Annotated in this window: 17 protein-coding genes; 10 read left to right on the top strand and 7 right to left on the bottom strand. The window is 49.6% G+C overall.

Annotated elements, in window-relative coordinates:
* Positions 1-27: 27 nt before the first annotated feature.
* The 4 genes from CFK45_RS18245 to CFK45_RS06870 all read left to right on the top strand — a co-directional run bounded on the left by CFK45_RS18245 (position 28) and on the right by CFK45_RS06870 (position 8,657).
* Positions 28-1,641, top strand: coding sequence for a ShlB/FhaC/HecB family hemolysin secretion/activation protein (locus CFK45_RS18245; RefSeq protein ID WP_143247493.1), 1,614 nt, complete (start codon positions 28-30; stop codon positions 1,639-1,641).
* Positions 1,598-6,151, top strand: coding sequence for a two-partner secretion domain-containing protein (locus CFK45_RS06860; RefSeq protein ID WP_158224621.1), 4,554 nt, complete (start codon positions 1,598-1,600; stop codon positions 6,149-6,151). Before CFK45_RS18245 ends, CFK45_RS06860 begins: the two co-directional genes overlap by 44 nt.
* Position 6,152: 1 nt before the next feature.
* A complete protein-coding gene (locus CFK45_RS06865) occupies positions 6,153-6,731 on the top strand; it encodes a YfiR family protein (RefSeq protein WP_096085691.1) in 579 nt (192 codons plus the stop codon).
* 84 nt (positions 6,732-6,815) lie between these two features.
* Complete coding sequence (locus CFK45_RS06870; protein ID WP_096085692.1) at positions 6,816-8,657, top strand: ATP-binding protein; 1,842 nt, start codon at positions 6,816-6,818, stop codon at positions 8,655-8,657.
* A 28-nt stretch (positions 8,658-8,685) separates the two neighbouring features.
* Here the strand turns inward: CFK45_RS06870 and CFK45_RS06875 are convergent, their stop codons facing one another.
* Complete coding sequence (locus CFK45_RS06875; RefSeq protein WP_096085693.1) at positions 8,686-9,342, bottom strand: response regulator; 657 nt, start codon at positions 9,340-9,342, stop codon at positions 8,686-8,688.
* Between the two features lie 186 nt (positions 9,343-9,528).
* Entirely contained in the window at positions 9,529-11,271 is a 1,743-nt protein-coding gene (locus CFK45_RS06880; protein ID WP_096085694.1) for a DEAD/DEAH box helicase, read from the bottom strand.
* Between the two features lie 268 nt (positions 11,272-11,539).
* Between CFK45_RS06880 and CFK45_RS06885 the strand changes: the two genes are divergently transcribed.
* The gene (locus CFK45_RS06885) at positions 11,540-11,998 is read left to right on the top strand and encodes a YaiI/YqxD family protein (protein ID WP_096085695.1); all 459 of its coding nucleotides are present in this window, start codon (positions 11,540-11,542) and stop codon (positions 11,996-11,998) included.
* A 40-nt stretch (positions 11,999-12,038) separates the two neighbouring features.
* Here CFK45_RS06885 and CFK45_RS18440 read toward each other — a convergent pair whose 3' ends face one another.
* On the bottom strand, positions 12,039-12,215 hold the full coding sequence (locus tag CFK45_RS18440) for a hypothetical protein (RefSeq protein WP_158224622.1): 177 nt from the start codon (positions 12,213-12,215) through the stop codon (positions 12,039-12,041).
* A gap of 247 nt (positions 12,216-12,462) precedes the next feature.
* Positions 12,463-13,416, bottom strand: a complete 954-nt coding sequence (gene cysK / locus CFK45_RS06890; protein ID WP_096085696.1) for a cysteine synthase A — start codon at positions 13,414-13,416, stop codon at positions 12,463-12,465.
* A gap of 232 nt (positions 13,417-13,648) precedes the next feature.
* Here cysK and CFK45_RS06895 point away from each other — a divergent pair, with 232 nt between their 5' ends.
* Positions 13,649-14,689 carry a lipid A deacylase LpxR family protein gene (locus CFK45_RS06895; RefSeq protein ID WP_143247494.1) on the top strand — a complete coding sequence of 347 codons (1,041 nt, stop codon included), beginning with the start codon at positions 13,649-13,651 and terminating at the stop codon, positions 14,687-14,689.
* A 58-nt stretch (positions 14,690-14,747) separates the two neighbouring features.
* On the opposite strand, the gene CFK45_RS06900 is transcribed toward CFK45_RS06895, so the two are convergent.
* Both CFK45_RS06900 and CFK45_RS06905 read right to left on the bottom strand, forming a co-directional pair.
* Positions 14,748-15,761, bottom strand: coding sequence for a DUF6976 family protein (locus CFK45_RS06900; RefSeq protein WP_096085698.1), 1,014 nt, complete (start codon positions 15,759-15,761; stop codon positions 14,748-14,750).
* A gap of 64 nt (positions 15,762-15,825) precedes the next feature.
* Positions 15,826-17,064 (bottom strand): hypothetical protein, encoded by a 1,239-nt coding sequence (locus CFK45_RS06905; RefSeq protein ID WP_096085699.1) that lies wholly within the window; start codon positions 17,062-17,064, stop codon positions 15,826-15,828.
* Positions 17,065-17,499: 435 nt separating this feature from the next.
* On the opposite strand from CFK45_RS06905, the gene CFK45_RS06910 reads away from it, so the two are divergent.
* From CFK45_RS06910 to CFK45_RS06920, 3 genes are all read left to right on the top strand, one after another.
* The gene (locus tag CFK45_RS06910) at positions 17,500-18,459 is read left to right on the top strand and encodes an acetylating acetaldehyde dehydrogenase (RefSeq protein ID WP_158224623.1); all 960 of its coding nucleotides are present in this window, start codon (positions 17,500-17,502) and stop codon (positions 18,457-18,459) included.
* A 117-nt stretch (positions 18,460-18,576) separates the two neighbouring features.
* Positions 18,577-19,050 (top strand): Fur family transcriptional regulator, encoded by a 474-nt coding sequence (locus tag CFK45_RS06915; protein WP_096085701.1) that lies wholly within the window; start codon positions 18,577-18,579, stop codon positions 19,048-19,050.
* A 163-nt stretch (positions 19,051-19,213) separates the two neighbouring features.
* A complete protein-coding gene (locus CFK45_RS06920; RefSeq protein WP_158224624.1) occupies positions 19,214-21,679 on the top strand; it encodes a TonB-dependent receptor in 2,466 nt (821 codons plus the stop codon).
* Positions 21,680-21,807: 128 nt separating this feature from the next.
* Here CFK45_RS06920 and CFK45_RS06925 read toward each other — a convergent pair whose 3' ends face one another.
* Entirely contained in the window at positions 21,808-22,284 is a 477-nt protein-coding gene (locus tag CFK45_RS06925) for an SHOCT domain-containing protein (RefSeq protein ID WP_096085703.1), read from the bottom strand.
* Positions 22,285-22,461: 177 nt separating this feature from the next.
* Between CFK45_RS06925 and yghU the strand changes: the two genes are divergently transcribed.
* Positions 22,462-23,337 (top strand): glutathione-dependent disulfide-bond oxidoreductase, encoded by an 876-nt coding sequence (gene yghU / locus CFK45_RS06930; RefSeq protein ID WP_096085704.1) that lies wholly within the window; start codon positions 22,462-22,464, stop codon positions 23,335-23,337.
* Positions 23,338-23,356 lie beyond the last annotated feature (19 nt).

Below are 23,356 nucleotides of genomic sequence, written 5' to 3' on the forward strand. Positions count from 1 at the left end.
GCCGGAAATAAGCAAAGCGGGGAATCAATGCCGGGGCTAAAAGCATTTGTGCTGCTAAGTTATCTGAGCCTGGCTTCTGTTTTAGTGTCAGCTCAAAGTCAGATCGGCGATGAAAACGATATACAGCACTTTAAGGTTGAGCGCATAGTGCTGGCAGGGCAGGCCGATGCGCAAGACGCTGCTGTTGATTTTGAGCTGTTAAATAAGCTTGCCTACAGGGAACTGCAAAAAGCCGAGCACTGGGTCAGTGCCGATGACTTACACCAGATTGCCGATAAGTTGACGTTGTATGTCAGAGCCAGGGGCTGGCTCTTTCACAGCATTTATGTGGCTCCGCAAACAGTTAAAGATGGCCTTGTTCGTTTTAGTTATAAAGAAGCGAAGTTAAGTGATGTCCACATAATTAATCGCAGCCGGGCGAGTGAACGGCGAATAAAAAACTCATTGAGCTCGCTTGTCGGCAGCAGTCTTTACGCTCCGCGCGTCGAAGCGCGAGTCAGTTTGTTGCAGAGCCTTGCCGGTATCGAAATTTTCCCATTTTATTCGCGCGCTGGTGCCGACGGTGAAATTCGCCTGAACCTTCGAGTCAGCGACAAAAAACGCCACCATTTTAGTTTATTGCTTGACGACTACGGCAACAAAGCCAGCGGCGAAACACGCTTGATTCCAAGTTATCGCGGCGAGGCACTGTTTCGAAGTTTTGATTCTCTTGATGTTGCGCTGCTGGCAAGCAGTGGCGCAAGTGATGATGAAGCCGCGACCTTGCACGGCTATTTAAGTTATCAGGCGCGCTTTGGTGATCTTCGCAACTATGTGCGGCTGAGCGGTGGCGACAGCAGTTACGAATTGGGCAGTAATTTTTCTGCGCTCGATATGAGCGGCAGCTCGCGCAGTTACAGCGCCGGCTTTGGCCGCTATTTAGCATTTTCCCGAGCTTATCGAGCCGACTTGAGTTTGAGCTACTTTCAAAAACAAAGTCGCCTGGATTCAGATTTTGACCAGAGCCTGGCAAACCGCGAAGCCAGCAATTATATCGAGCTAAGTTTGCGCAACACTTGGCAGGCTTCGTTGGCTTATGCTCGTTTAAGTCTCGCTGTCGCCAATGGAACCTTTAGCTCCGAGCAGTTGGATGTGCGCTACGGCAATGAGCAGCAGCGCGACCTGTTAAAAGGTAGTTACGGTTTGCAGGCGCAGATACAGACATCCCCGGCTCGCGATGTCGGCCTCAGTCTCTACGCTTACTTGCGCGGTCAGTATGCCGATGTGCGCCTGCCGGGTATCGAGCAGATCAGTCTCGGCGGCATCTACGGCGTGCGTGCGATTGCTGCCGGTCGCTACAGTGCCGATGCGGCCCAGCTTGTCACGCTGGAGCTGGCAATGCCTATGCGTATCGATGCCTGGCAGTTGCGGCCGTATCTTTTTTGGGACGCTGCCAGCGGAACGGTGCACGAGCCCGGTTTCAATCAGCAGCAAACAACAATCAGCCTGGCCGGTTCCGGTGCGGGTTTGCGCTTAGGGTGGCGCGCCTTCTCATTAAATTTTGCCTATGCCAAGAGTTCCAAAGAGCAAGTTGAACTCGGTGATCTGCAAGAGGTGTATGACAGTGAAAGCCAAGTTTTATTTGAATTGCGCTGGAATTAGTGCGCTGTTGTTAAGTTTGGCGTCGAGCCTTGAGGCCGGCCCAAGTGGCGCAACAACGGTACGTGGCCAAGCTGAATTTACCGGTTCCGATGGCAATTACCAGATTCAGCAACACAGCCACAAGGCGGTGATCGAATACCAGGATTTTTCTCTGGCAGCCGATGAGGTCTTACATATTAATCAGCCAGCTGCAGATGCGGCGCTGTTAAATCGTGTTGTTGGGCATCGCTTCTCACAAATTGACGGGCAGATTCATGCCAATGGCGAGGTTTTTATCGTTAATCAAAACGGCGTTATTTTTGGCGAGGGTGCACTGCTTAATGTTGCGGGTTTAACTGTTTCAACACTTGATTTAACGGCCGATCAATTTATGGCCGCTGAGCTTGATTTTAGTTTAAAGGGGCAAGCGGCAGCTGTAGAAAATTACGGTGAAATTAATACCGGGCCGGGAGGTCTGCGCGTTATCGCCCCGGTTATTATCAACGACGGCGATATCCGCCTGGCAGAGGGGGGAGCACAGTTTGCAGCGGGTTCTGCAGTGCTGTTGCAAACGCACAATTCGGCCATCCCCTTATTGGTTGAGAGTGATGAATACGCCGGTGTTATCGAACAGCGAGGCTCTTTAAGTGTTAGCAAAAATTCTGAGCAGGGCGTGGAGCTTGTCATGCTCGCGCCGGATGGAAAGATAGAGCTCGGCGGCGAATTAAATTTAGATAGCCAAGGCGATGGCGTCAGGCTTGAACTTGAGTCGCGCTTGCTCGCGCTCGATGGATATATCTCCATGCGTGCGGCCCGGCAATCTGGGCAAGCGCGCATTTATGCAACAGAGCAGCTCGAAATTCGCAGTGCCAGCCAAATTAATGCCGATGGTATCGGGCTGGCGAACGGCGGCAGCGTTGTCCTCTACAGTGAGGGGCGTACCTGGTTTGCCGATGGCGCCGAGCTTTATGCCCGCGGAGGTGAACTCGGCGGCGACGGCGGCTTTATTGAAGTCAGTGGTTTAAGACAGGTGATTGTCGATGGCTGGGCCGATGCTTCGGCACTTGCCGGCGAGGCGGGGCTTTTCTATATCGATCCGATTGATATCAGTATTCAAGCACCAAATGGCAGCAGCGTTTTTAACGGCAGCATCGGCGGGCCATTTAATTGGGATGCCAGTGGTGAGACAGGTACGAGTTTAATTGAGGCGGCAACCATTGAGGCCATTCTCGGCATCGGTACCAGCGTCACAATTAATACTGCTAGTGGAAGCGGTGGTGTTGGCGATATTAATATTCGAGAAGTTATTGATATCGACGGCGCAAGCGTGGGGGCCAGCTTAAATTTTATTGCCGATGGCAGCATCGCTTTTGATTCTGGAGCGGGTATTAGTGACAGTAACACTGCTACGGATGAAGGTGTTGCACTCAATTTTACCGCTGGCGGAAACTTTACGATGGCAAACAATAGTTTTATTCGAAATGGCTCGGGTGATATTAACATCACTGCTGGAGCCAATGTTCGTGTTACTGAAGTAGCGACTAGCTCTGCTTCTAGTAATGCAATGGTAGTGTCGGCGGGTAATATTATTGTTGATGATTTTGTTGATGCCAGTGAAATCAGTGCTGTTAACGGGCGTATGGTGCTCAGTGCGGCCAATGGTATCGGTGCTACCGACTCGATAGAGATTCAAGCGTCTGAACTGGTTCTAACAACAACAGCGGGTAATGTTGATTTATTGGCAAGGTCTTCACTTGATATTGCCGGTTTAAGTGTGGTTGGCCAACTAGATATCCACAGTGAGAATACGCTGGGTTTTAACTCGTCGGTGGATATTGACGGAGCCGGCACACAGAGTTGGAATTTTTCAGCCGCAACGGATATTAACTTCAATTCAGGTGTTGGTTTTACAGATAGTGCACCTGCCAGTAGTGAACGCCTGGACTATCTATTTGATGCCGGCGGCGATATCAATATGCCCTTCGATAGCTACCTTCGCAGCGGCGACGGAACTATAACGATGAACGCTGGCGGCAGTGTAAGGCTCAGTGAACTGGCGACTGACTCCAGCCGCGACGATGCAATAAACATTAATGCATTAAATCAGATACTCGATGATTTAAGCGATGGCACTGAAGTCAATGCGCGCTTTGGCCGCATTAATCTGCAAGCGGGTACAGGCATAGGTAGTGGTTTTGATCTCGAGCTTCACTCAGATAGTTTAAGTTTAAGTTCCGGTGCGGATATCAATGTTGTATCAGATAGCCAGATTGTTCTGGTTGGTTTAAATACAGGCGCTGATACCAGTGTTATTGCTGCGGGTGCACTATTTATTGCCGACGCCCTGGATATTAATGGCCTAGGGGCGTCGCGATTACACTTTGAATCTGGTGGGAATTTACAGCTGCAGAACTCGGCGAATGTATTTGACAGTGACACCGCAAGTATTGAGTTGGTTGATCTTAGCTATTTATCGAACAATACCAGTTTTGTAATGGCTGCAGGCACCAGCATCGATGTCAGTCAAGGAACAGTTTCAATTAGTGCTGCCGATGCTATGAACCTCGGCGAGACCCGCTCGCAATCAAACAGCGTTGTCGCTATTCAAGCGCTGACTGCGAGCGGCATAGATACTAAAACTGGCGAACGGTTAAATGCTGTGAACGGCGGCATATTTTTAAGTGCCCTTGGAGCTATTGGTGGCAATGGTGCCGTACAGACGAATACGGCCCAGTTAAATATCGCCGCGGGCAATGCTTTGGTGAACATTGATGAGCTCGATGCACTTGAATTGACGGCACTCGGAGGTACCGGTACGGCTAATATTTCTACCGGTGCTGCGTTAACGGTGAGTCAAAATATCGATCTAAATGGCCGCGATGGACAAAGCTTAAATTTTAGCTCGGCCAATAGTATCTTTTTTGCAGATGCTGTATCACTAATAGATAGTGATACAGCGTCGCCTGATAATGTGGCACTTAGTTTTACTGCGACAGAAGATTTTCGTTTTAACAGCGGTGCCGCAATGCGAAGTTACGATGCGCCGATAACAATTAATGTTGGCGACAGAGTTGATATCACCAATGCTGTCAGTGATTCTAGCAGCGCAACAGCGTTTGTCGTTTCTGCGCGGGAACTAAGAGGTGGGCAAAATCAGATTGCCGATATTGCTGCGCCCAATGGAACAGTATCGGTGACGGGGCAAAATAATATCCTTGGGCAAATTGGTGCTGAGTTTGAGATTGATGCAGATGAGTTGCAGTTGAATATGAGCGGCTCGGGGCGTATTGATCTACAGCTGCTCAGTGACACCTATCTAAGTGTGGCGTCTGGGCTAAATGAAACACGTTTGACGGTCGAAGGAGAGCTTCGCATACCTGATACAGGTTTAGATGTCGGCAATAGCGATTTATTTATTACTGCAACCGATTTATATGACAGCGACCGAACTATTAGTACACCCTCACTGAGCTTGGTTGTTAAGCTGAGCGCGGCAAAAGATGACATAAATTTTGTTGACGGTATGAATTTCATCGACTTTTCTGCCGCAGGACAGAGCTTTTCTTTTGTTAGTAATAACACCGCAATGCGCTTTGAAGATCTTGATAATGATGGTTTTGCGGTAAATATTGATAACGGCAATTTCTCAGCGCAAACCATTAACAATTATTTGTCCGTTCGCGATAACGTATTGGTGAGCGATAGTGTAATAGATGGAGAACGCCGTGGTTTAATTCGCCTTGAAGCGGCTGGCGGCGATCTGGGAATTGGTACAAATCGAGATATGTATTTGCGCTCGCAGAACCTGGTGGAGCCCACTTTAAATGCTGGCCTTGGCGATTCAAGCGTGGCGCTAACTGACTCCGCAGCTATCTTTCTGAGCTTGGCCGATAATTCAGATCAAAGTCGCAGTATCAATATTGGTCGCGACGATGTTAGTAGCTTTGTTATTGAAGCTATTGGTGGGGATATTGTTATTGATGCTTATGGGCAGGCTAATACAGAAACTGCGAATTTTAACGCGATAAACTTAAGTGCCGGTGCGAGTGTAAGTGCCTATAACAATATTAGTGATGCTCGCGACGGTCAGCTATTTTCCAATAGCCTTGAATTAATACAACAAGACCCGTGGTTTGTCAGGAGTGATCGTATTATCAGTGTGCGACCAGATGAGCTCGGCTTTAGTCCAGTCGAGGTTCCGGTCGATAACCCTGTTAACCCTATTGATCCTGGCCAAGTGCCTGTGCTGCCGCCCGCCATCGACTCAGAGCCTGTAAGCGATCAAGACGATAGGCAAAATATTGATGCGATAGTCAGCGATAGTACAGTGGATAATGAAACTGTAAAAGAGCGCATTGCTATTGTTGAGCATGACCCTCGTATTGACAGCGCGGATGAAAATTTTGATCTGACTTTTGGCACTTGTGTAGCTTCAGATACAAAGCGGGATGCTTGCACGGTTAAACAGGCACTGCGCCGTTTTATGTCTCAGTGGACGGTCGGCGGGCGCCTGCCTCCAAAGGTAAACTAATATGATAAGTCGCTTGCTTCAATACAAGGCCTTAGCTTTAGCTCGGTTTCTGGCGTTGATTTTTTACTCAATACTATCTGTATCAGTAAAGGCGTCGGCTACAGAAAGCGGTGAGCGTGTTAAAGCTCAGTTTGTTTATAACTTTGTTAATTATGTTACTTGGCCGGATGATGCTTTTGTCTCTGAAAAATCAAGCATAGAGCTTTGTCTTTTTGGCCAGGTAGGCTTTGAGCCGTACTTGCGGGCGTTTGAAGGTGTTTTAGTTGGGGAGCGTGCGTTAACTATTATAAGTACCGATAGGTTGGAACAAATTGCGGATGGCTGCCACCTGTTGTTTGTATCGGAACAGCAAAGGGTATTGTTGCCTCGTTTTTGGCAGCAGATAAATTACAGTTATGTACTGAGTGTTGGAGAGAAAAGTGAGTTTGCTGAGAAGGGCGGCATTATTTCCATTTTTCGAACTAAGGATCGTTTGCGTTTTGATATCAATATTAGTAACGCCATTAACAATGGCCTGTTTTTAGATTCCGACTTGTTATCGCTGGCGCGAACAATACGCCGCAATACCGAAGAGCAATAATAAGTGCGACAACGCTCCCGATTCAGTCAGTTAAGTATACGCCGAAAGGTCGCCCTGATTGTTTCTCTCGGGGTGCTAACCTCTATGTTTATCGCGCTGGCGAACTTTGTTAGTTACGACCGCTTTGCCATCAAAGAGAGCATACGCGAAGAGTTGCAAGTATTGGCGGCGATAACTTCAGCCAGAAGCAGCGCGGCATTGGCTTTTGGTGACAGGCGCGCAGCGGAAGAGAATTTAAGCCACCTTAAAATTCGAAAAAACATTCAAGCCGCTTGTATTTATCTGAGCTCGGGTAAGCTGTTTGCTAAGTTTGAACGCAGCCCCGCTAGCCTTTGGTCTTGCCCTGAAAAAATTCAGCAAACACTCGATCTTGACGAGCAAGAAAGTTTAGCTGTATATCACGATGTTAAAAATATCAGCCAGATACTCGGTCATATCGTTGTTATTTCTGATCTTAGCCCGGTACATAGCAAAATAAATACCTGGCTGGTGCTTAGCGCCTTAGTGATGGTGTTGGCGCTGATTGTTGTTGTGGTGATGATGGGGCGCTTACAGAAGTATGTTATCGAACCTCTGCAGCATTTGACCGGCGTAATGACCAAGGTAAAAGAAGGGAACAATCTCAGTTTGCGGGCTAAAACGACAACAGATGATGAGATTGGCCACCTTATTCACACCTTTAATGCGATGCTGGCGCTAATTGAAAATGGCAACACCGATCTTGAAATTGTGTATAACGAGCTGGTGAATCGCAGCACTGAAGCAGAGGCCTCTGCGGTAGAGCTAGAGGCGAGAAATCAAGAGATTAAGGAGTTTTTTAGCGGAGCGGCTCACGACCTGCGTCAACCCCTACAGGCCATGGCTATTTTTGCAGACATGCTTGAGCTGCAACTTCAGGGCCAGCACAGTGAGCTCATGTCAAAACTAAAAGCCTCGCTTCAGAATTTGCAAAGTATGTTTACCGAAATACTCGATGCTCAGAAGCTCGAGCACAAAAAAGGCGTTACGGATTATCAAGATGTTGATGTCGCGGAGCTAATAAAAGCGCTTTCGATGGAGTTTGGTGTGCTGGCGCAAAGTGAGGGTTTGTTGCTGAAGTCGAGAACATTTGCGATTACGATCAGAACCGTTCCCGGCATGTTGGAGCGTTTAATTCGAAACCTGGTCAGCAATGCTATTCGCTACACCGATAAGGGCGGTGTGCTGGTGGCGATGCGCAGGCGCAAGCAGGCTTTGTGGATAGATATTTGGGATACTGGTCGGGGTATTCCTGAAGATCAGATTAATAAAATATTTCACAAGTTTGAACAACTTGAAAAATCTGGGCCGGAGCGTGGTAGTTACGGATTGGGCTTGGCGCTTGTCAAGAATTTTGTGGCGATGCTCGGTTATGGCCTTGATGTGTTGAGCCGCCCTGACAGGGGTTCGTGCTTCCGTATCAAAATTCCCGTTGTCGATACCGAGCTGCTTCATGCAAGCAAGTCTTTGAGCCTTAGACCGGAGTTTGAAAATACAGATTTTAATGGTGACTTTGGCGATGTGCGCGATTTAATGTTGCGCACGAATATTATTTTGATTGATGACGACGACGAACTTCGCTCGGCCATGGCTATGGCGATAAAAAGCTGGGATATGAATGTTACCGAATTTCGTGGTCTAGACGACGTCGAGGCGTATTTCTCCGGTGGTGACTTTATTGATCCGGATCTAATTGTTTCAGACTATCAGTTAGCAGCGGGAGTACTCGGAGATCAAGTGATTAAAGAGGTGCGCTTGATGTCCGGGGTTGATGTACCCGCATTTATTATTACTGGTTGTCGCGATGAGCAGTTGTTACGGCGGCTCGATGAATTTGGCCTGGAGTATTTAACTAAACCTGTCGATTTAAAAGTGCTGCAGGCTAAAATAAACGAGTACCTGGAATAAACTATCTTGGGTGATTTACCCGGCATTGTTAACCGAGAATGTGCTCGCTTTTAGCGATGTTTACCGCTTGGGTACGGTTTTTGACGTCGAGCTCCCTGAGGATGGCGGCGACGTGAACTTTAACTGTGCTCGGGCTCATATTTAATTCACGGGCGATCTCTTTATTACTTTGGCCGTCGAGCATGTGCCTGAGTACGTCCAGTTGGCGACTGGTAAGGTGGTATTGCTTGTTACTGGTGCTGACCCCAAGTGGGTTTTGCTTGCGCGCAGTGGCACTGTCGTTGTTTTGCGGCTGGAGCATTTCAGGTGGCACATAGAGGCCGCCGTTAAGTACTAACTGTATGGCACTGAGCATAACCTGTGACGACGATGTTTTGGTGATAAAACCGCGTGCACCGGCGTTTAAGGCGGCTTGAATCAGGCTCTGATCTTGCTCTGCGCTGAGCATAATCATCGGTGTCTCGGGGCACAGCGGCTGCATTTTATGCAGGCACTCTAAACCGTTGGAGCCACAGAGGTGGTAGTCGAGCAGAATTAAATCGGGCTTGCTGCCTCGCTGCGCTAACGCCAGGGCGTCGTCTGCTGATTCGCCGCATTCAACTTCAATGCCCTCACCTAATTGCTTGAGAATCAGAGTGACACCTTCTCTGAATAGGGCGTGATCTTCGATCAGCAGTACGCGCATATTTAATTCCCGAGTCGCTGGCTCTATTTGTTGTGGCACTGGAAGCTAGCTGCAAACAACGCGTAGATAAACCGTATATAAAACAAGAGCCGCAAACTTGCAGCTCTTGTATAAGTATAGTCGGATTTCGCCAGCTGAAGATCGGGCTTAGGCCATCGGGCCTAAGCTGTTGTGGCGCAAAAAGGCTTAGGATCGGGCTTTAAATTTTTTAGATTTACCCGCTTTGTCGAACTTCTTGCCTTTGTTGTGTTTTCCTCGGTCCGAGCCGGAGCCCGGGCCTTCGTCAAGGCTGATGCGCATGATGCGATTGCAAACACGCGCTTTTTGCAGAAGTTGGAAGGTTTCGTCGGGCATGCCCTTGGGCAAATCTACCAGCGAGAAATTATCAAACAACTTGATATGGCCAATATAGGATGAGTCGATATCGGCTTCGTTGGCAATGGCGCCAACAATATTGCCGGGGCTGACACCATCGCGGCGGCCAACTTCGATGCGGTAGGTTTGCATATCCGCATCGTTGCCGCGGCTGCTGCGCTCTTTTCTGTCGCGACGCTCACCGCGTTCGCCTCGCTCAGAGCGCTCTTTACGCTCGCGGCGCTTCGGCTCAGGTGGTTCTTCGAGCAAGAAGGGCTGCTCGCCCTGGCTGAGTTTTGCCAGAGCTGCGGCGATATCCAAAGCGCTGATTTCGGTTTCCTGCTGGAAGTCGGCAACCAACTGCTTAAAGAACTCTATATCGTCGTTGCTGAGCGTGTCGCTAATGCTTTGTTTGAAGCGCTGTACACGCTGCTCGTTGATCAGATCGGTGCTCGGCAGCTGCATCTCTTCGATCTGTGTGTTGGTGGCTCGCTCGATCTGGCGCAGCATGCGGTGCTCGCGACGTGCGACAAACAAAATAGCTTCACCGCTGCGGCCGGCGCGACCGGTGCGGCCGATACGGTGCACGTAGGCCTCTGTATCGTAGGGAATATCGTAGTTGATTACGTGGCTGATGCGCTCGACGTCAAGGCCGCGAGCGGCAACATCGGTAGCAATCAGAATATCAATCTGGCCTTTTTTGAGTTTGTCGACGGTGCGCTCGCGCAGTTGCTGGCTGATATCACCGTTGAGCGCTGCAGAGCTGTACCCGCGCGCCTCGAGCTTCTCTGCGAGCTCGACGGTGGCGGTTTTGGTGCGCACAAACATAATGATGGCATCGAAGTTTTCCGCTTCGAGTATGCGGGTCAAGGCGTCGAGCTTGTTGAGGCCGCCCACTTGCCAGTAGCGCTGGCGGATGGTCTCCGCCGTTGTTGTCTGGACTTTAATCTGCACATGCACGGGCTCTTGCAGGTAGGTTTTAGCTACTTTTTCAATCTCGCGCGGCATGGTCGCTGAAAAAAGAGCGATCTGCCTGTCGTCGGGGGTGTGGCTCATCACCCACTCAACATCGTCGATAAAACCCATGCGCAGCATTTCGTCAGCTTCATCGAGTACCAAGTGTTTGAGCTGATCGAGCTTTAATGTGCCTTTGCGCATGTGATCCATCACTCGGCCGGGGGTGCCGACGACCACGTGCACACCGCGCTTGAGTGCGCGAATCTGGCCGTCATAACCCTGGCCGCCGTAGACCGGCAGGATGTGGAAGCCTTTGATATAACGGGCGTAGCTTTGGAAAGCCTCGGCAACTTGAATTGCCAGCTCGCGTGTTGGCGCCAGCACTAGTACCTGAGGAGATTTTTGGCTCAGGTCAATCTGTTGCAAGATTGGCAGGGCAAACGCTGCGGTCTTTCCGGTGCCGGTTTGCGCTTGGCCAAGTATGTCGCGTCCTTCGAGCAGAGGTGGCAGGCTTTGAGCCTGGATCGGGCTTGGAGTTTCGTAGCCGATGTCGCCTAAGGCTTTAAGTAAGGAGGGCTTGAGGCCAAGCTCTTCGAAGGTCGGGGTGGCGTCGCTCATATATTTGTCCGCTGGGGGCCGGGATACTTAGGTGCCGCTGCGCACCGCTCGGAAAGGCCGTGAAAAAAGGGTCGCGATTATACAGAGAGTCTAGGTGTTTGTCCGATTTTTGTTCAATTTGTTCCGCAACTTGGTTTTTTGGCGTTTATTGTAGTGATTTCTTCCGTTTGGCTTGATGATCTGTGGCAATTCTGTTGGTGCAAAACTTTGAAGTATTTTCATAAGCGGTTTAGTGTGAGCGAGCCCTAGTTATGATTGAGATTGATTTATGCACATTTGGGTCGATGCCGATGCCTGCCCTCGCCCGGTTAAAGAGACACTTTTTCGTTTAAGCCAGCGTACCGCGTTATCGGTGACTTTAGTTGCCAATCATGCGCTGCCCAAGCCCGCGTTAAAAACTATTCGCACGATACAGGTGTCTGCGGGGTTTGATGTCGCCGATAACTACATCGTGCAGCATATCTGCGAAGGGGATTTGCTTATCAGCTCAGATATTCCCCTTGCTGCTGAGGTCTTACCTCTCGGGGCCATGGTTTTGACTCCCAGGGGGGAGCGATATAACCAAGATAATATTCAGCAACGTTTAGATATGCGTAATTTCATGGAGACGATGCGAGCCAGTGGCGAGCAGAGCGGAGGGCCGCCGCCATTTAACAACGCCGACAAAGCTCGTTTTGCCAACGCTTTAGACAGGCTTGTTGCCAAGTATGGCATGCAGCCAAAATAAGCTCGGCGCCACCTGGTTTAGTATTTACAGAAGCTGGGGCTCAGCTTTCTTGTTCGATCGCGTAGGCCAAAACCAAACCTGAGGCCGCGCCGAGAGCAATACCTATGGTTGCATGGGCAAATACCGCGCCGAGTGCAGCGCCGATGGCTGCGCAGCTTACGATGCTGCCAGTGTGAATTAGGGACATGTATTTTTTAAATTTTTTTTGTTTTAGCATTCCGTGCTCCTTTTTGTTCTTACCTATTTGGGTTTATTTTTGTTATCTGCTTTTGGGCCGCTATTGATTGCTGTAAATAACTTTTCTTTTAAGCTTTAGCCTTAAACTTCGGTGTTATTTATAGCCGGCATTGCACTGATTTTTAATCCTCGTTTTTAATTTAGGCCAGCAATAGCAAGTGGGCAAGTGGCTTCCTGCGACTTGCCCTATTTTCTCAACTATTTGTCAGAGATTATTTTATTAGAGGTTATTGTTGCTGTAGCCATTCGTCGTCAGATTCTTCACTGACATCTGCAAAAAGTGGCGTGCTCAAGTAGCGTTCCCCGGTGTCAGGTAGCATAACCAAAATATTGGCTCCGCTTTTGGCATTTGCAGCGACTTTTAATGCGGCAGCGAGTGTTGCGCCCGAGCTTATGCCGCAGAAAATTCCTTCTTTTGTTGCGAGATCTTTTGCGCACTGGATCGACTCGTCGTCGCTGACGGTTATGATGTCGTTGGCGACTTCTTTATCGAGTACCTTGGGCACAAAATTTGGCGTCCAGCCTTGAACTTTGTGCGGTGACCATTCTTTGCCGCTTAACATTGCTGCGTTCTCAGGTTCCGCTGCAATTACTTTGATGTCTGGGCGCGCTAGTTTCAGTACCTGGCCGGTGCCTGTCATCGTACCCCCTGTTCCCCAGCCGCTGACAAAATAATCAAGCTCGCGACCGGCAAAGTCGCGCAGAATTTCCGGTGCGGTTGTATTGCGGTGATAAGCGGGATTCGCTTCGTTCTCAAATTGACGGGCGAGAAACCAACCGTGTTTCTGTGCGAGCTCTTCGGCGTACTCAACCATGTAAGAGGCTTTTTTAGCGGCAGGGGTCAGTATGACTTTTGCACCAAGCGCTTTCATTAGCTTGCGTCTTTCAACCGAGAAGGTTTCAACCATAGTGGCGACAAACGGGTAGCCTTTGGCAGCGCATACCATTGCCAGAGCAATACCGGTATTGCCTGAGGTCGCTTCAATCACGGTTTGCCCTGGTTTTAAACTTCCGTTGCGCTCGGCGTCTTCAATAATGGCAATTGCCAGGCGGTCTTTTACCGAAGCCATCGGGTTAAAGGCTTCGACTTTGACATAGATATTTTTGTCGGACGGGCCTATACGATTGAGTTTGACGATTGGGGTGTTGCCAATGGTTTCAAGAATATTGTTGTAGATCATCGCGCCATCCTTAGTGGGTCGAATATAGGTAGTGTGGGAACAAGTGCGTTAAGCAGTGCTCAGTTTACACACACTTTGTTCAAAACAAAGCATTTGGCCCTATTGTCAGCTTGGCTGAGTTACTTGGTTTTGTCCTGATTCTGGCTGCTGTGTATTAGTCGCGTTACCATTGGCAGCTGTTTGCTATGGTGGTATTGGTTTCGTGGTTTTGAGAGAAAAGTTAAAGATATTAATGAAAGGTCTTTTGGCATTGCCGGTGTTGTTTTTGCTTTCGGCTGTTTTGCCTGCGCTCGCCGAAAGGCAAAACAAAGCTGACACAGTCACTGACAGTGAGCTCGGTGCTAAGCACTGGTACTTGCTTACCTTTGAAAATGACTTGTTTGTTTTTAGTGACGATGGTTTTACTAACGGGCTTGCTTTTGCCTGGGGTTATGGCCCCTATAGCAGCCTTGATGTTCTGCCTTCACCGCGATGGCTCAAACAGTTTAACTCTGCGCTTGGCCTCTACCACAAGAGCGATTTAAAACTGGCTACGGGTTATGCCGTTGCACAGGGCATGTACACGCCAGATGACATCGAAGACCCAGAGTTGATCGAGGATGATAGGCCCTATGCCGGTAGCTTACTTTGGAAAAGCCAGAGTCGGGCCTATGGTAAAACAAGGTCAAATAGTCGCGGTTTAGTTTTGGGCATAGTTGGGCCGGCGGCGATGGCAGAGCAAGCTCAGACTTTTATTCACGATATTACTAACGGCACCAAACCTATGGGCTGGGACAATCAAATAGCGAATGAAGCTGTATTTCGTGTTGACGCTGAGCATATTCGCCGTTTGTTTGCCACGCAAAGCACCGGGCTCAATGCAGATATCATTTCTTATTCGTTGGCGGGGCTAGGAAATTTACGCAGTGATGTTGGTACGGGTTTGGTATTTCGTTTGGGGGATGCGCTGGGCTCAAACTATGCTTATGTTGATCCCGACCCGGCCCGGGGTGCAACTGCAGCGACTGAGCACTTAGGTAAAGATTTTGATTGGCAGCTGCAGTTTGCGCTTTACGCGCGCTATGTTTTTAATGATATAACCCTCGACGGCAACACCTTCAGAGATAGTCACTCCGTTGATTTGATTAACGAGCAAGCCTTGCTAAGTGCCGGGGTGTCGATAAATAAAGGTCGCTGGGGTTTATTGTTTTCAATGCTTAAAGGTACAGATAGTTTTGAACAGCAAAAAACAGATACTGCATGGGGTGCGGTAAGTATTAGTTATCATCATTAAAGAAAAGGGGCCATTTCTAGGCCCCTTCTTTTGCGTCGTTCAGATTCAGCTTTTTGGTTTAGCTATTGTCCAGAGTTAAATAAACCATGGTTTGGTTCATTAACTGGTAGGCGACCTCTCCAAACGTCATTGGCCCGGTAAACTGCCCGGTTTTTTTGCCTTCCAGTTCTGAGTACAGGAAGTTCAATATGCAGTTGCATGAAAACGATGCTGCGTGGCTAGTATTGTGGCTTAACACTTCGTTAAAACCGTTGACGTAATCGTCGACCGGTGTGGCGAAGTGGTATTCAATATCGGGGAATACAGGAGCGTAAAGTTTTACGTCTCCATCTAGAACTTCCTGGATGCTGACATTGACCATCATTCCGCAGTAGTTAGCAACCAGGGGAAGGCGGGTATCAATTTTATTTTCTTTTAGGTAGTCGCTGAACTTCCAGCTTTGGCCGTCAATTTGACACTCATTGACGTTAAAACCACGAGTTGGAAAGCGCAGCGCCGGGCCGTCTCCCTGAGTGAAAAGGTTAACCGTGCGCACGTGGGGTTCCTGGCCTTCGGGAAGGGGAACATGCATAGCAACAGCCTGGCTATCGCTCAACATTCCCGATGCCAAGCCGAAGCCAACTTTGGGTTTTAGGCTCTCCAGCTGGTCGAGGTGCACACCGCTAATCCAGCCGATAATTGGCGAGAAAAACATATTGGGAAAGTCGGGGGCCTCTTGTGCATATTTGAGGTGCACTTCGGATGAGGCGGGCAAAATAACAATAGTAAAACCGCCTTCAATGCCTTCTTGAGCAATGCGGCTAATACTATTGGTGTCGTACATGGTGATGCGCGGTAAGCGGCTGCCTAGACCTTCTAGAGTATTTACATAAAGCTTACTTTGGTCGACAACGCCACCTTCACCAGACATAAAATAAGGGATGGTTCCAGCAATCCAGTTGCCCGATGGCAGGCCCGCCAACTGAGATTCGTCGCCAGCAATAATTAGGTAGTCACCCCTTTCAATCTTTTGAATTACCGCGTCTCTATCGAGCAATTCGTTGTTAAATGCGATATTTCCGTCTCCGGCCATGGTGTTCTCCTGAATCAACAATAATGCAGCTGCTAGGGGCAGCAATGTTTTTAGTCGTATTGAGTTAGTTGGCGCTCGCTTGTTTAACAATGGCACTGAGCTCGCGCTGCAGAGCCTTCTGGTTTTGCTGCATAAAATTGCGAATACTGCGTGCGGCTTCGAGTTTAACTACCGGGTCTTGAGAGCTTTGCACCTGCATGCGCAGTTTGGCCAGCAACAGTTTGTAGGCAACGTGGTCGCTTGGAATGGCAGTGTCGTTGGCCAGTATACGCTGCCAAATATCGTGATCGGGATTTGGCAGGCGAATCTGGGTTTTTTCATTAATTGCCATCGCGCGGTTAATAAGTACGAGCTCTGGTTTTAAGCTGCGATGGTTGCGCTTAACGTACTCGCGCAATGTTTCAATTGCGGCGATGCGTGTGGCGCTGTCTTTACCTTGTAAAAAGGCAATGCGCTGGCGGGAAATTAGCAGGTTTAGCGGTACGCTCTGTGAATTAAGACTGAGCTTGCCGGTTAGAAGGTCTATCCAAACCGGGTTTTTCAATGCCGGTAGAACAAGGCGCTGGCGCTGTTTGCTCGCACTGGCTTGACGTTTGAGCTTGTCACTATTGAGCCCGCACAACTGGTTGATTTCATCGTCAAGTTGGTTGACGTTAGCAACAAAAAAGCTGCGTAGTTTACTACTTAATTCAACCAGTTCTTCGTCACTACTGCTCTTGGCTGCTGCCAACTTTAATTTCGACAACAACAGTTTCAGGGGTAACAAATTGGTGCGGACAAGCAGTTGATCGTTGAGCACCTTGCGCCATACCAGTGCGCCTTCGGCGGGAAGGTAAACTAGAGAACGCACTTGATTCGACGCTTTTTCGATGTCGGTCATTATTTGTTGCACAAGCTCGGGTGGAACTCTAAGTGCGGAACAAATCAAGTTTTCGTTCATGCCACTGATATTTGCCAGTGCGACTTGCTGCAGAAGCTGGTTTGAATAGTTGCGGTTGGGGTTACCTAAGAATGCGGGGGAGTTTAGGCTGCTTAAGCTAATTGCTTCGCTGCCGGCACTGGCAACTTCAGCGTGAATAACACATTTGTAAGTGCCTAGGGGTAAATAAATCCACTGACCTTTGTGTTTTGCTACATCGTCACTTTTATGGCTATCAATAAAGCCAAATAATTTCTTTTTATCATTATTATCAATATGGATGTTGGCGATGTGGCGGCTTGGGTCAAAGTGTACAGAGCTAATATGCCAAGGGGCTTGAATACCTAGTATCTCTTCGATATTACCGAGATCGATTCTTTCCATTGAATACCACCTTAATGAGGAAGAGTGGAAAATTTCTGAATTAAAGATTGCGCATCATACACAAAAAATCAATTTAAATGGCGCGCTTTATTAGTTGATTCGGCGCTGCTTGACGAGCTTCTATTTCTTATTTGTATATGGGTTCCTCGATGTAGATATAGGCGACAGTGACGTGTCAGTACTTTGCCTGCGCTTAGACTTTTTCTAGTTTATTTTTATTCCTGTCAAAATATTTGCTGTTGTTATATGCATCTGTTGGTTTTTTGCTCAGGCGGCCTTGGGTGACACAATGAAAATAATGGCGCTTTTATTTTTATGTTTGTGTTAGAAATGGCACACAATCCCTTTTAATTTTAACGGTAATTTGATTAGCTTCTAGGCGAGTTTGCAATCCAGGCTCACGGTTTTATGCGGTCGAATAGGGAGGATGTACGCATGAAAAAAACGGCTCAGAAATTAAGAGTTGGAATCTTAGGTACCGGCAAAATTGGTACTGATCTGTTGTTGAAGGTTTTGCGCTCTGATCATCTTCAATGCACCATTTTCGCTGGCCGAAATCTGCAGTCTCCCGGGATGCAGAAGGCTCAGCAGCTCGGAGTTCCACTAAGCGACAAAGGCATTCAGGCTTTTTCCGAGGGCTCCATCGAGTGTGACTTGGTATTCGACGCCACTGGCGCGGAACATCACCGAGAGCACGCCAAGATCTTCGCTGCCAAAGGCATTAAAGCGATTGATCTTACCCCCGCCAAAATTGGTCCTTTTTGTATTCCTGCTCTCAACGAGCAAGTCATCCTCAAGGAAAACAATATTAATATGGTGACTTGTGGCGGTCAGGCTTCCGTGCCTTTCGCCGAAGCGGTCAAGCAGGCCTGTGCAAGTGTTAAGTCGGTCAAGGTGCACACCTTGGTCAGCGACGACAGCATCGGTCAGGCAACAATCGACAATGTCGACGACTACTACGCAACCACAAGCAAAGCTCTGTGTGACTTCGCCGGCCTCGAGCAGGCAAGTGTCGAGCTGCAAGTCGACGAACCGGGGCGCCAGCCGACGATGTGCACAACCTTGAGTTTTGATGTGCCCAATTCGTCGCGCGCAGCCGTTGAGCAAGCCTTGAAAAAACGCGAGCGCGAAATTCAGGCTTATGTTCCCGGCTTGAGAATCGAGTTGTTGCCTAACGCTTTGGCCGATGAGGTGCTCAGCGTGCGTGTACTGGTCAGTGGTCTCGGAGACTGGATTCCGGCGCACGCAGGTAATCTCGACATCATTAATTGTGCAGCGATTGCTGCTGCCGAGCGTTTTGCCGTATATAAGCTGCAAAGCCGCAGTGGAGCTTTGGCCGGTTTGTTTGAGCCGCTGACTCGCATCTGGGGTGGGCGCCAGCTCGCCAGTGCTTAATTTGCCTGGGTTGTTGCCTGGCTAACTAAGTGCTTCAGTTAGTTCCAGGCTGTTGCCTTCGGGGCAGGGCCGTGCATAATGCGCGCTTGTCCCGCAGGCCTTTCAGCTAGATTTAGCATGCAGCAGAACGCACAACGAATAGAACAAGCCTTAGTTCGTGCTGAACACGATTGTGTTCAGGCCGGCCAGCGTTTGACGAGTAAGCGCAAGCACATTTTACAGTTGCTACTCGAGGCTCGCGCGCCGCTGTCCGCCTACGAAATTATCGACCGCTATGCAGAGGCTTTTGGCACAAAGCTGCCGGCGATGTCGGTTTATCGCATGTTGCAGTTTTTGGCAGATAACAAACTTGCACACAAGCTTGAAACCACCAACCAGTATCTCGCCTGTTCTCATATCGCCTGTGAGCATGAACACAGCGTGCCACAGTTTCTTATTTGCGATAAGTGCCACAAGGTTGAAGAGCTCGGTTTGCGCCGCGAGCTAGTTGATGAACTGCACAATAGTGTTGCCCGCAGCGGTTTTACTCTGGTTAGCCAGCAGCTGGAGCTACACGGTTTGTGCAGTAGTTGCAATGGCGGTAAAAGCTAAGCCCCCTCAGCTGATCAAGCGCAAATAGTCTTAAAAAACCGAGCCTTATTTCGGTATCGTTCAATAAAGCTTCATATTCGTAACATACATTGTTAGACTTCGCGACAAAATGATATGTTGTATCGTATCTGGATGTGCTTACAGCTTATGGGAACTGCTTAAGATGTTAAAAATTGTATTGGGCTCGGGCTTGGTGCTCGGTTGTTTAACTGCCGTGAATGCTCAGGCTCTAGAGTTAAAAGGTCAGGTACTCGACAGCAAAGGTTTTGCCGTTGAAGGTGCTCTTATCGAAGTACTCGGGCGCAGTGGCAAGGTTGAAAGTGATGCTAAGGGCAACTTTGTTCTAGAGGATGTTGATGCCGGTACCGAGCTGCACGTTTCCGCGCCTGGATACAGTCATAGAAGCCTGCACGTTGAAGCGGGTCAAAACCAAATTTTTGTCCGTTTAAGTGAAACGGTTATTGAGCAGATCGACGTGGTTGGTTTGCCGCTGCACGCCAGTGCGCTTGAATCCGCTCAGGCGATCACGGTTGTCAGTGCTCAAGAGCTGGCCGACAAAGCCCAGGCGGGCCTCGGGGAAATGCTTAAAAGTGTGCCCGGCGTGCAGTCTAGTTACTTTGGCCCTGTCGCCTCTAGCCCGGTGATTCGCGGTCTCGATGGCCCCAGGGTGCTTGTCACTGAAAACGGCCTGGACACCGGTGATTTAAGCCGCGTCGGTGCCGATCACACAGTCTCTGCGGAAGTTTCAACGGCACAACAGGTGGAAATTCTTCGCGGCCCTGCGACGCTGTTTTTTGGCAGTGGTGCCATAGGCGGTGTTGTAAATGTTGTCGATCAGCGCGTGCCAACGGAGTCGGAAAACAGCGCCTATTTAAATTATGGTTTTAGCTCCGTCGCCGATGAAAGCCAGGCCGTTGCTGCGCTTAGTCGCGGTGGCGAGAGCTGGGCTGTGCGCGGTGAAGTGCTGTGGCGCGACGGCGACGATTACAAGCTGCCAGGTGAGCTTGCCGATGAAACTGGTGAAGATAGGCTCGATGACACCGCTAACGAGGCGTGGCGCTACACGCTTGGCGGCAGCTGGTTGTTTGATGAGGGTTATGTCGGTTTGGCCTGGGAAGGTGACGACAAGAGCTACGGTGTGCCCGGGCACGTGCACGAAGATCACGACGAGCACGATGAACACGGCGACGAGCATGAAGACGAACATGAAGAGCATCACGAAGATGAGCTTCTCGCTGAGCACGAAGAGCACAATGATCGTGTAGAAGCTGAAGTAAACCAGGATAAATGGCAGCTGCTTAGCGAATACAACTTCGACAGTGGCTTTTTCACTAGCCTGAACAGCAAGCTTGGCTACAGCGATTTTCGTCAGCGCGAGTTCCATATTGAAGAAGATGAGAAAATACTGTCGACCGAGCTGAAGCGTCAGAGCTGGCAGCTGCGCGGCGACCTGGCCCACAAAGAAGTGGGCGGCTGGCGCGGTGCCTTTTCTGCGGATTTGCGCAAGAGCGATCAGCAAAATGCCGGCGAAGAGGCCTTTACCCCCGATTCGAAAACCGATAGCGCGGCGCTTGCTGTGCTCGAAGAAACCCACCTGGGGAATTGGTTGCTTCAGCTCGGTGCTCGCTACGAATACTCAACACTTGAGTCGCTTGCAGCTCACGACGAGCACGATGCTCACGACGAGCACGAGCCGCATGAAGGTCACGACGACGAGTCTTATGTTGGCGATTTTGATTTCTCTGCCGCCAGCTTAAGTGCCGGTGTTGTCTGGGACTTTGCCGAAGGTTATAACCTGGGTTTGGCATTTAGCCACGCCGAGCGTGCACCGACGGCCACCGAGGTATTGGCCAACGGAGCGCACGCGGGTACACGCAGTTACGAGCTCGGTGCCATTTACGAAATTCACGAAGAGGATGACGGCTCGTACCACCTGGAAGTGCACCCCGATGTCGATGTTGAAACATCCAATAACCTCGAGCTGAGCTTCAGAAAATTCTCGGGCTCAACCGCTGTGATACTTACCGGCTTTTACAACGAGATCAGCGATTTTTATTACCAGCGCAATACCGGTTTGCACGTGGATGATTTGTTTGCCGATGAGCACCACGAGGAAGAGGAGCACGAAGGCGAAGCTCACGAAGAAGAAGTGCACGACGATCACGGCCACGGTGAAGACCTACCGGTATATATTACCGAGCAGGATGATGTGCGCCTCTACGGTCTTGAGGCTCAGTTAATTCAAGGCTTGGGCAAGTACTACAAGCTTGAGTTTTGGGCCGACAGTGTTCGCGGTGAGTTGGTCGACGGCGGCTGGCTGCCGCGCATGCCGCCTGCGCGCCTCGGCACCCGCTTTGATTTTGAGCGCGGCCCCTGGCTTGCCGATCTCGGCGTCACCCACTATATGGAGCAAAACCGTCTCGCTGAGGGTGAAACGGTGACCGATGCTTATAACCTGATTGATGCCAGCGTCAGCTACCAGTGGTACGCGGTGGGCTCAGACTGGAGGCTCAGCCTCAGCGGAGAAAACCTGGGTGATGTAACGGCCTATGTGCACAACTCCTATTTGAAAGACGAGATGCCTCTGCCAGGTCGCAACCTGCGCTTGAGTTTGAGTGCTAACTTCTAAGTTTGAGTCATCCGCCTGTGTTGTTAAGGCGTAAGTTACTTCGATTGTGAAATGAGCCAAGGCGGCAAGGTCAGCTATTTTATGACTTTGTTGCCTTGGCTCAGTTTATTTTAGCCCCGCTATTTTTATTACAGCTCGTCGAGTATTTGCTGGCGCTTGTCCTGATATTCCTTCTCGCTGATCAGGCCTTTTTCTTTGAGGCTGTTTAAGCGCAATAAGCGCTCTTCTGCGCTGCCTTTCGATTTCATATTGCCGCTAGTTTTTGCCGGCGTTGCCTGCTCCACTTCGCAGTGATAATACGATGCGGCAATGGATGTTTTTTTAATGGTCTTGTAGCTGCCATCGTAAAATGGCCGGCGGCTGGTTTTTACGCTGCGCTCGCCGATGACTATGGTGTTTGCTCCGGCCTCCTGCGCTTGTTTGCGATGAACCTTGTTGCACTTCTTATCGGCGTCCTGTTTTTGTGTTTCGCAGCTTTCGCTTGCAAGTAGCTGACATTCTGCTGGGTTGACGCTATCAGCGATGCTTATTTTTTTTGTTTCTTCTTTTGCCTGAGCAAAAGCGCTAAGCACCATCAGTGCGCTACTAAGTGCCAGTTGCTTCATAGGGGGTCCTTATCTGTTGCCGGTGTCCGTCGCCGGAGTAGGTGGTTTTGCTGTGCATTTTATACTCTTGGCTGCGCCGATATGAAGATAAAGCTGAAAGTGCCTGCAGCTTTAACCTCGGTTTGTAAGAAAAGGCCACTATCGTCGAACTAATGTGCATTGATTGAAGGGGGAGCTATGTCGGATTTAGAGCAAAGTAGAAAGCCGGTTTTGCAGGCGCACTATGATGTGCCCAAAGTGTGGACCTGGGAAGGCGAAGCCGGGGGCCAGTTTGGCGGTATTAATCGCCCGGATGCCGGGGCGCGACACGAGCAAATACTGGAGCAGGGCGAGCACCGTTTTCAGCTGTACTCAATGGCGACGCCCAATGGCGTTAAAGTTACCTTGATGTTTGAAGAGTTGCTTGAGCTCGGCATACAACAAGCCGACTACGATGCCTATCTTATAGATATTATGGAGGGCGAGCAGTTTGGCAGTGGTTTTGTTGAGCTTAACCCCAACTCCAAGATTCCTGCGCTTTACGATAAAACTGAAAACATTCGATTATTTGAATCCGGCAGTATTCTGCTTTATCTCGCCGAACAGTTTGATCAGTTTTTAGCGAAAGACGTAGCTGAAAAAGCCCAAGTAATGAACTGGTTATTTTGGCAGATGGGCAGTGCGCCTTTTCTCGGTGGTGGTTTTGGTCACTTTTACAGCTACGCACCGGAAAAAATAAAATATGCGATTGATCGTTATGCGATGGAGACCAAGCGCCAGCTCGATGTATTAAACCAGCAGTTAGAAAAAAACGAGTTTGTTGCCGGTGCCGAATACAGCATTGCCGATATTGCCCTGTGGCCGTGGTACGGCGTGCTTGTGCTCGGTGAGCTCTACAGTGCAGCGGAGTTTCTCAATGTTCAGCAGTACCAGCATGTTCAGCGCTGGGCAAAAAATATCGCCAAGCGCCCGGCGGCGCGCCGGGCTCGTGTCGTTAATCGCAGTTGGGGCGAAAATAACGAGCAGCTTCCAGAGCGGCACAGCCGCACTGATTTTAACAAGCTCGGCCTTTAGCTCAGCGCTGCGTCGTTTG

The organism is Agaribacterium haliotis, assembly GCF_002312815.1.
Taxonomy (GTDB): domain Bacteria; phylum Pseudomonadota; class Gammaproteobacteria; order Pseudomonadales; family Cellvibrionaceae; genus Agaribacterium; species Agaribacterium haliotis.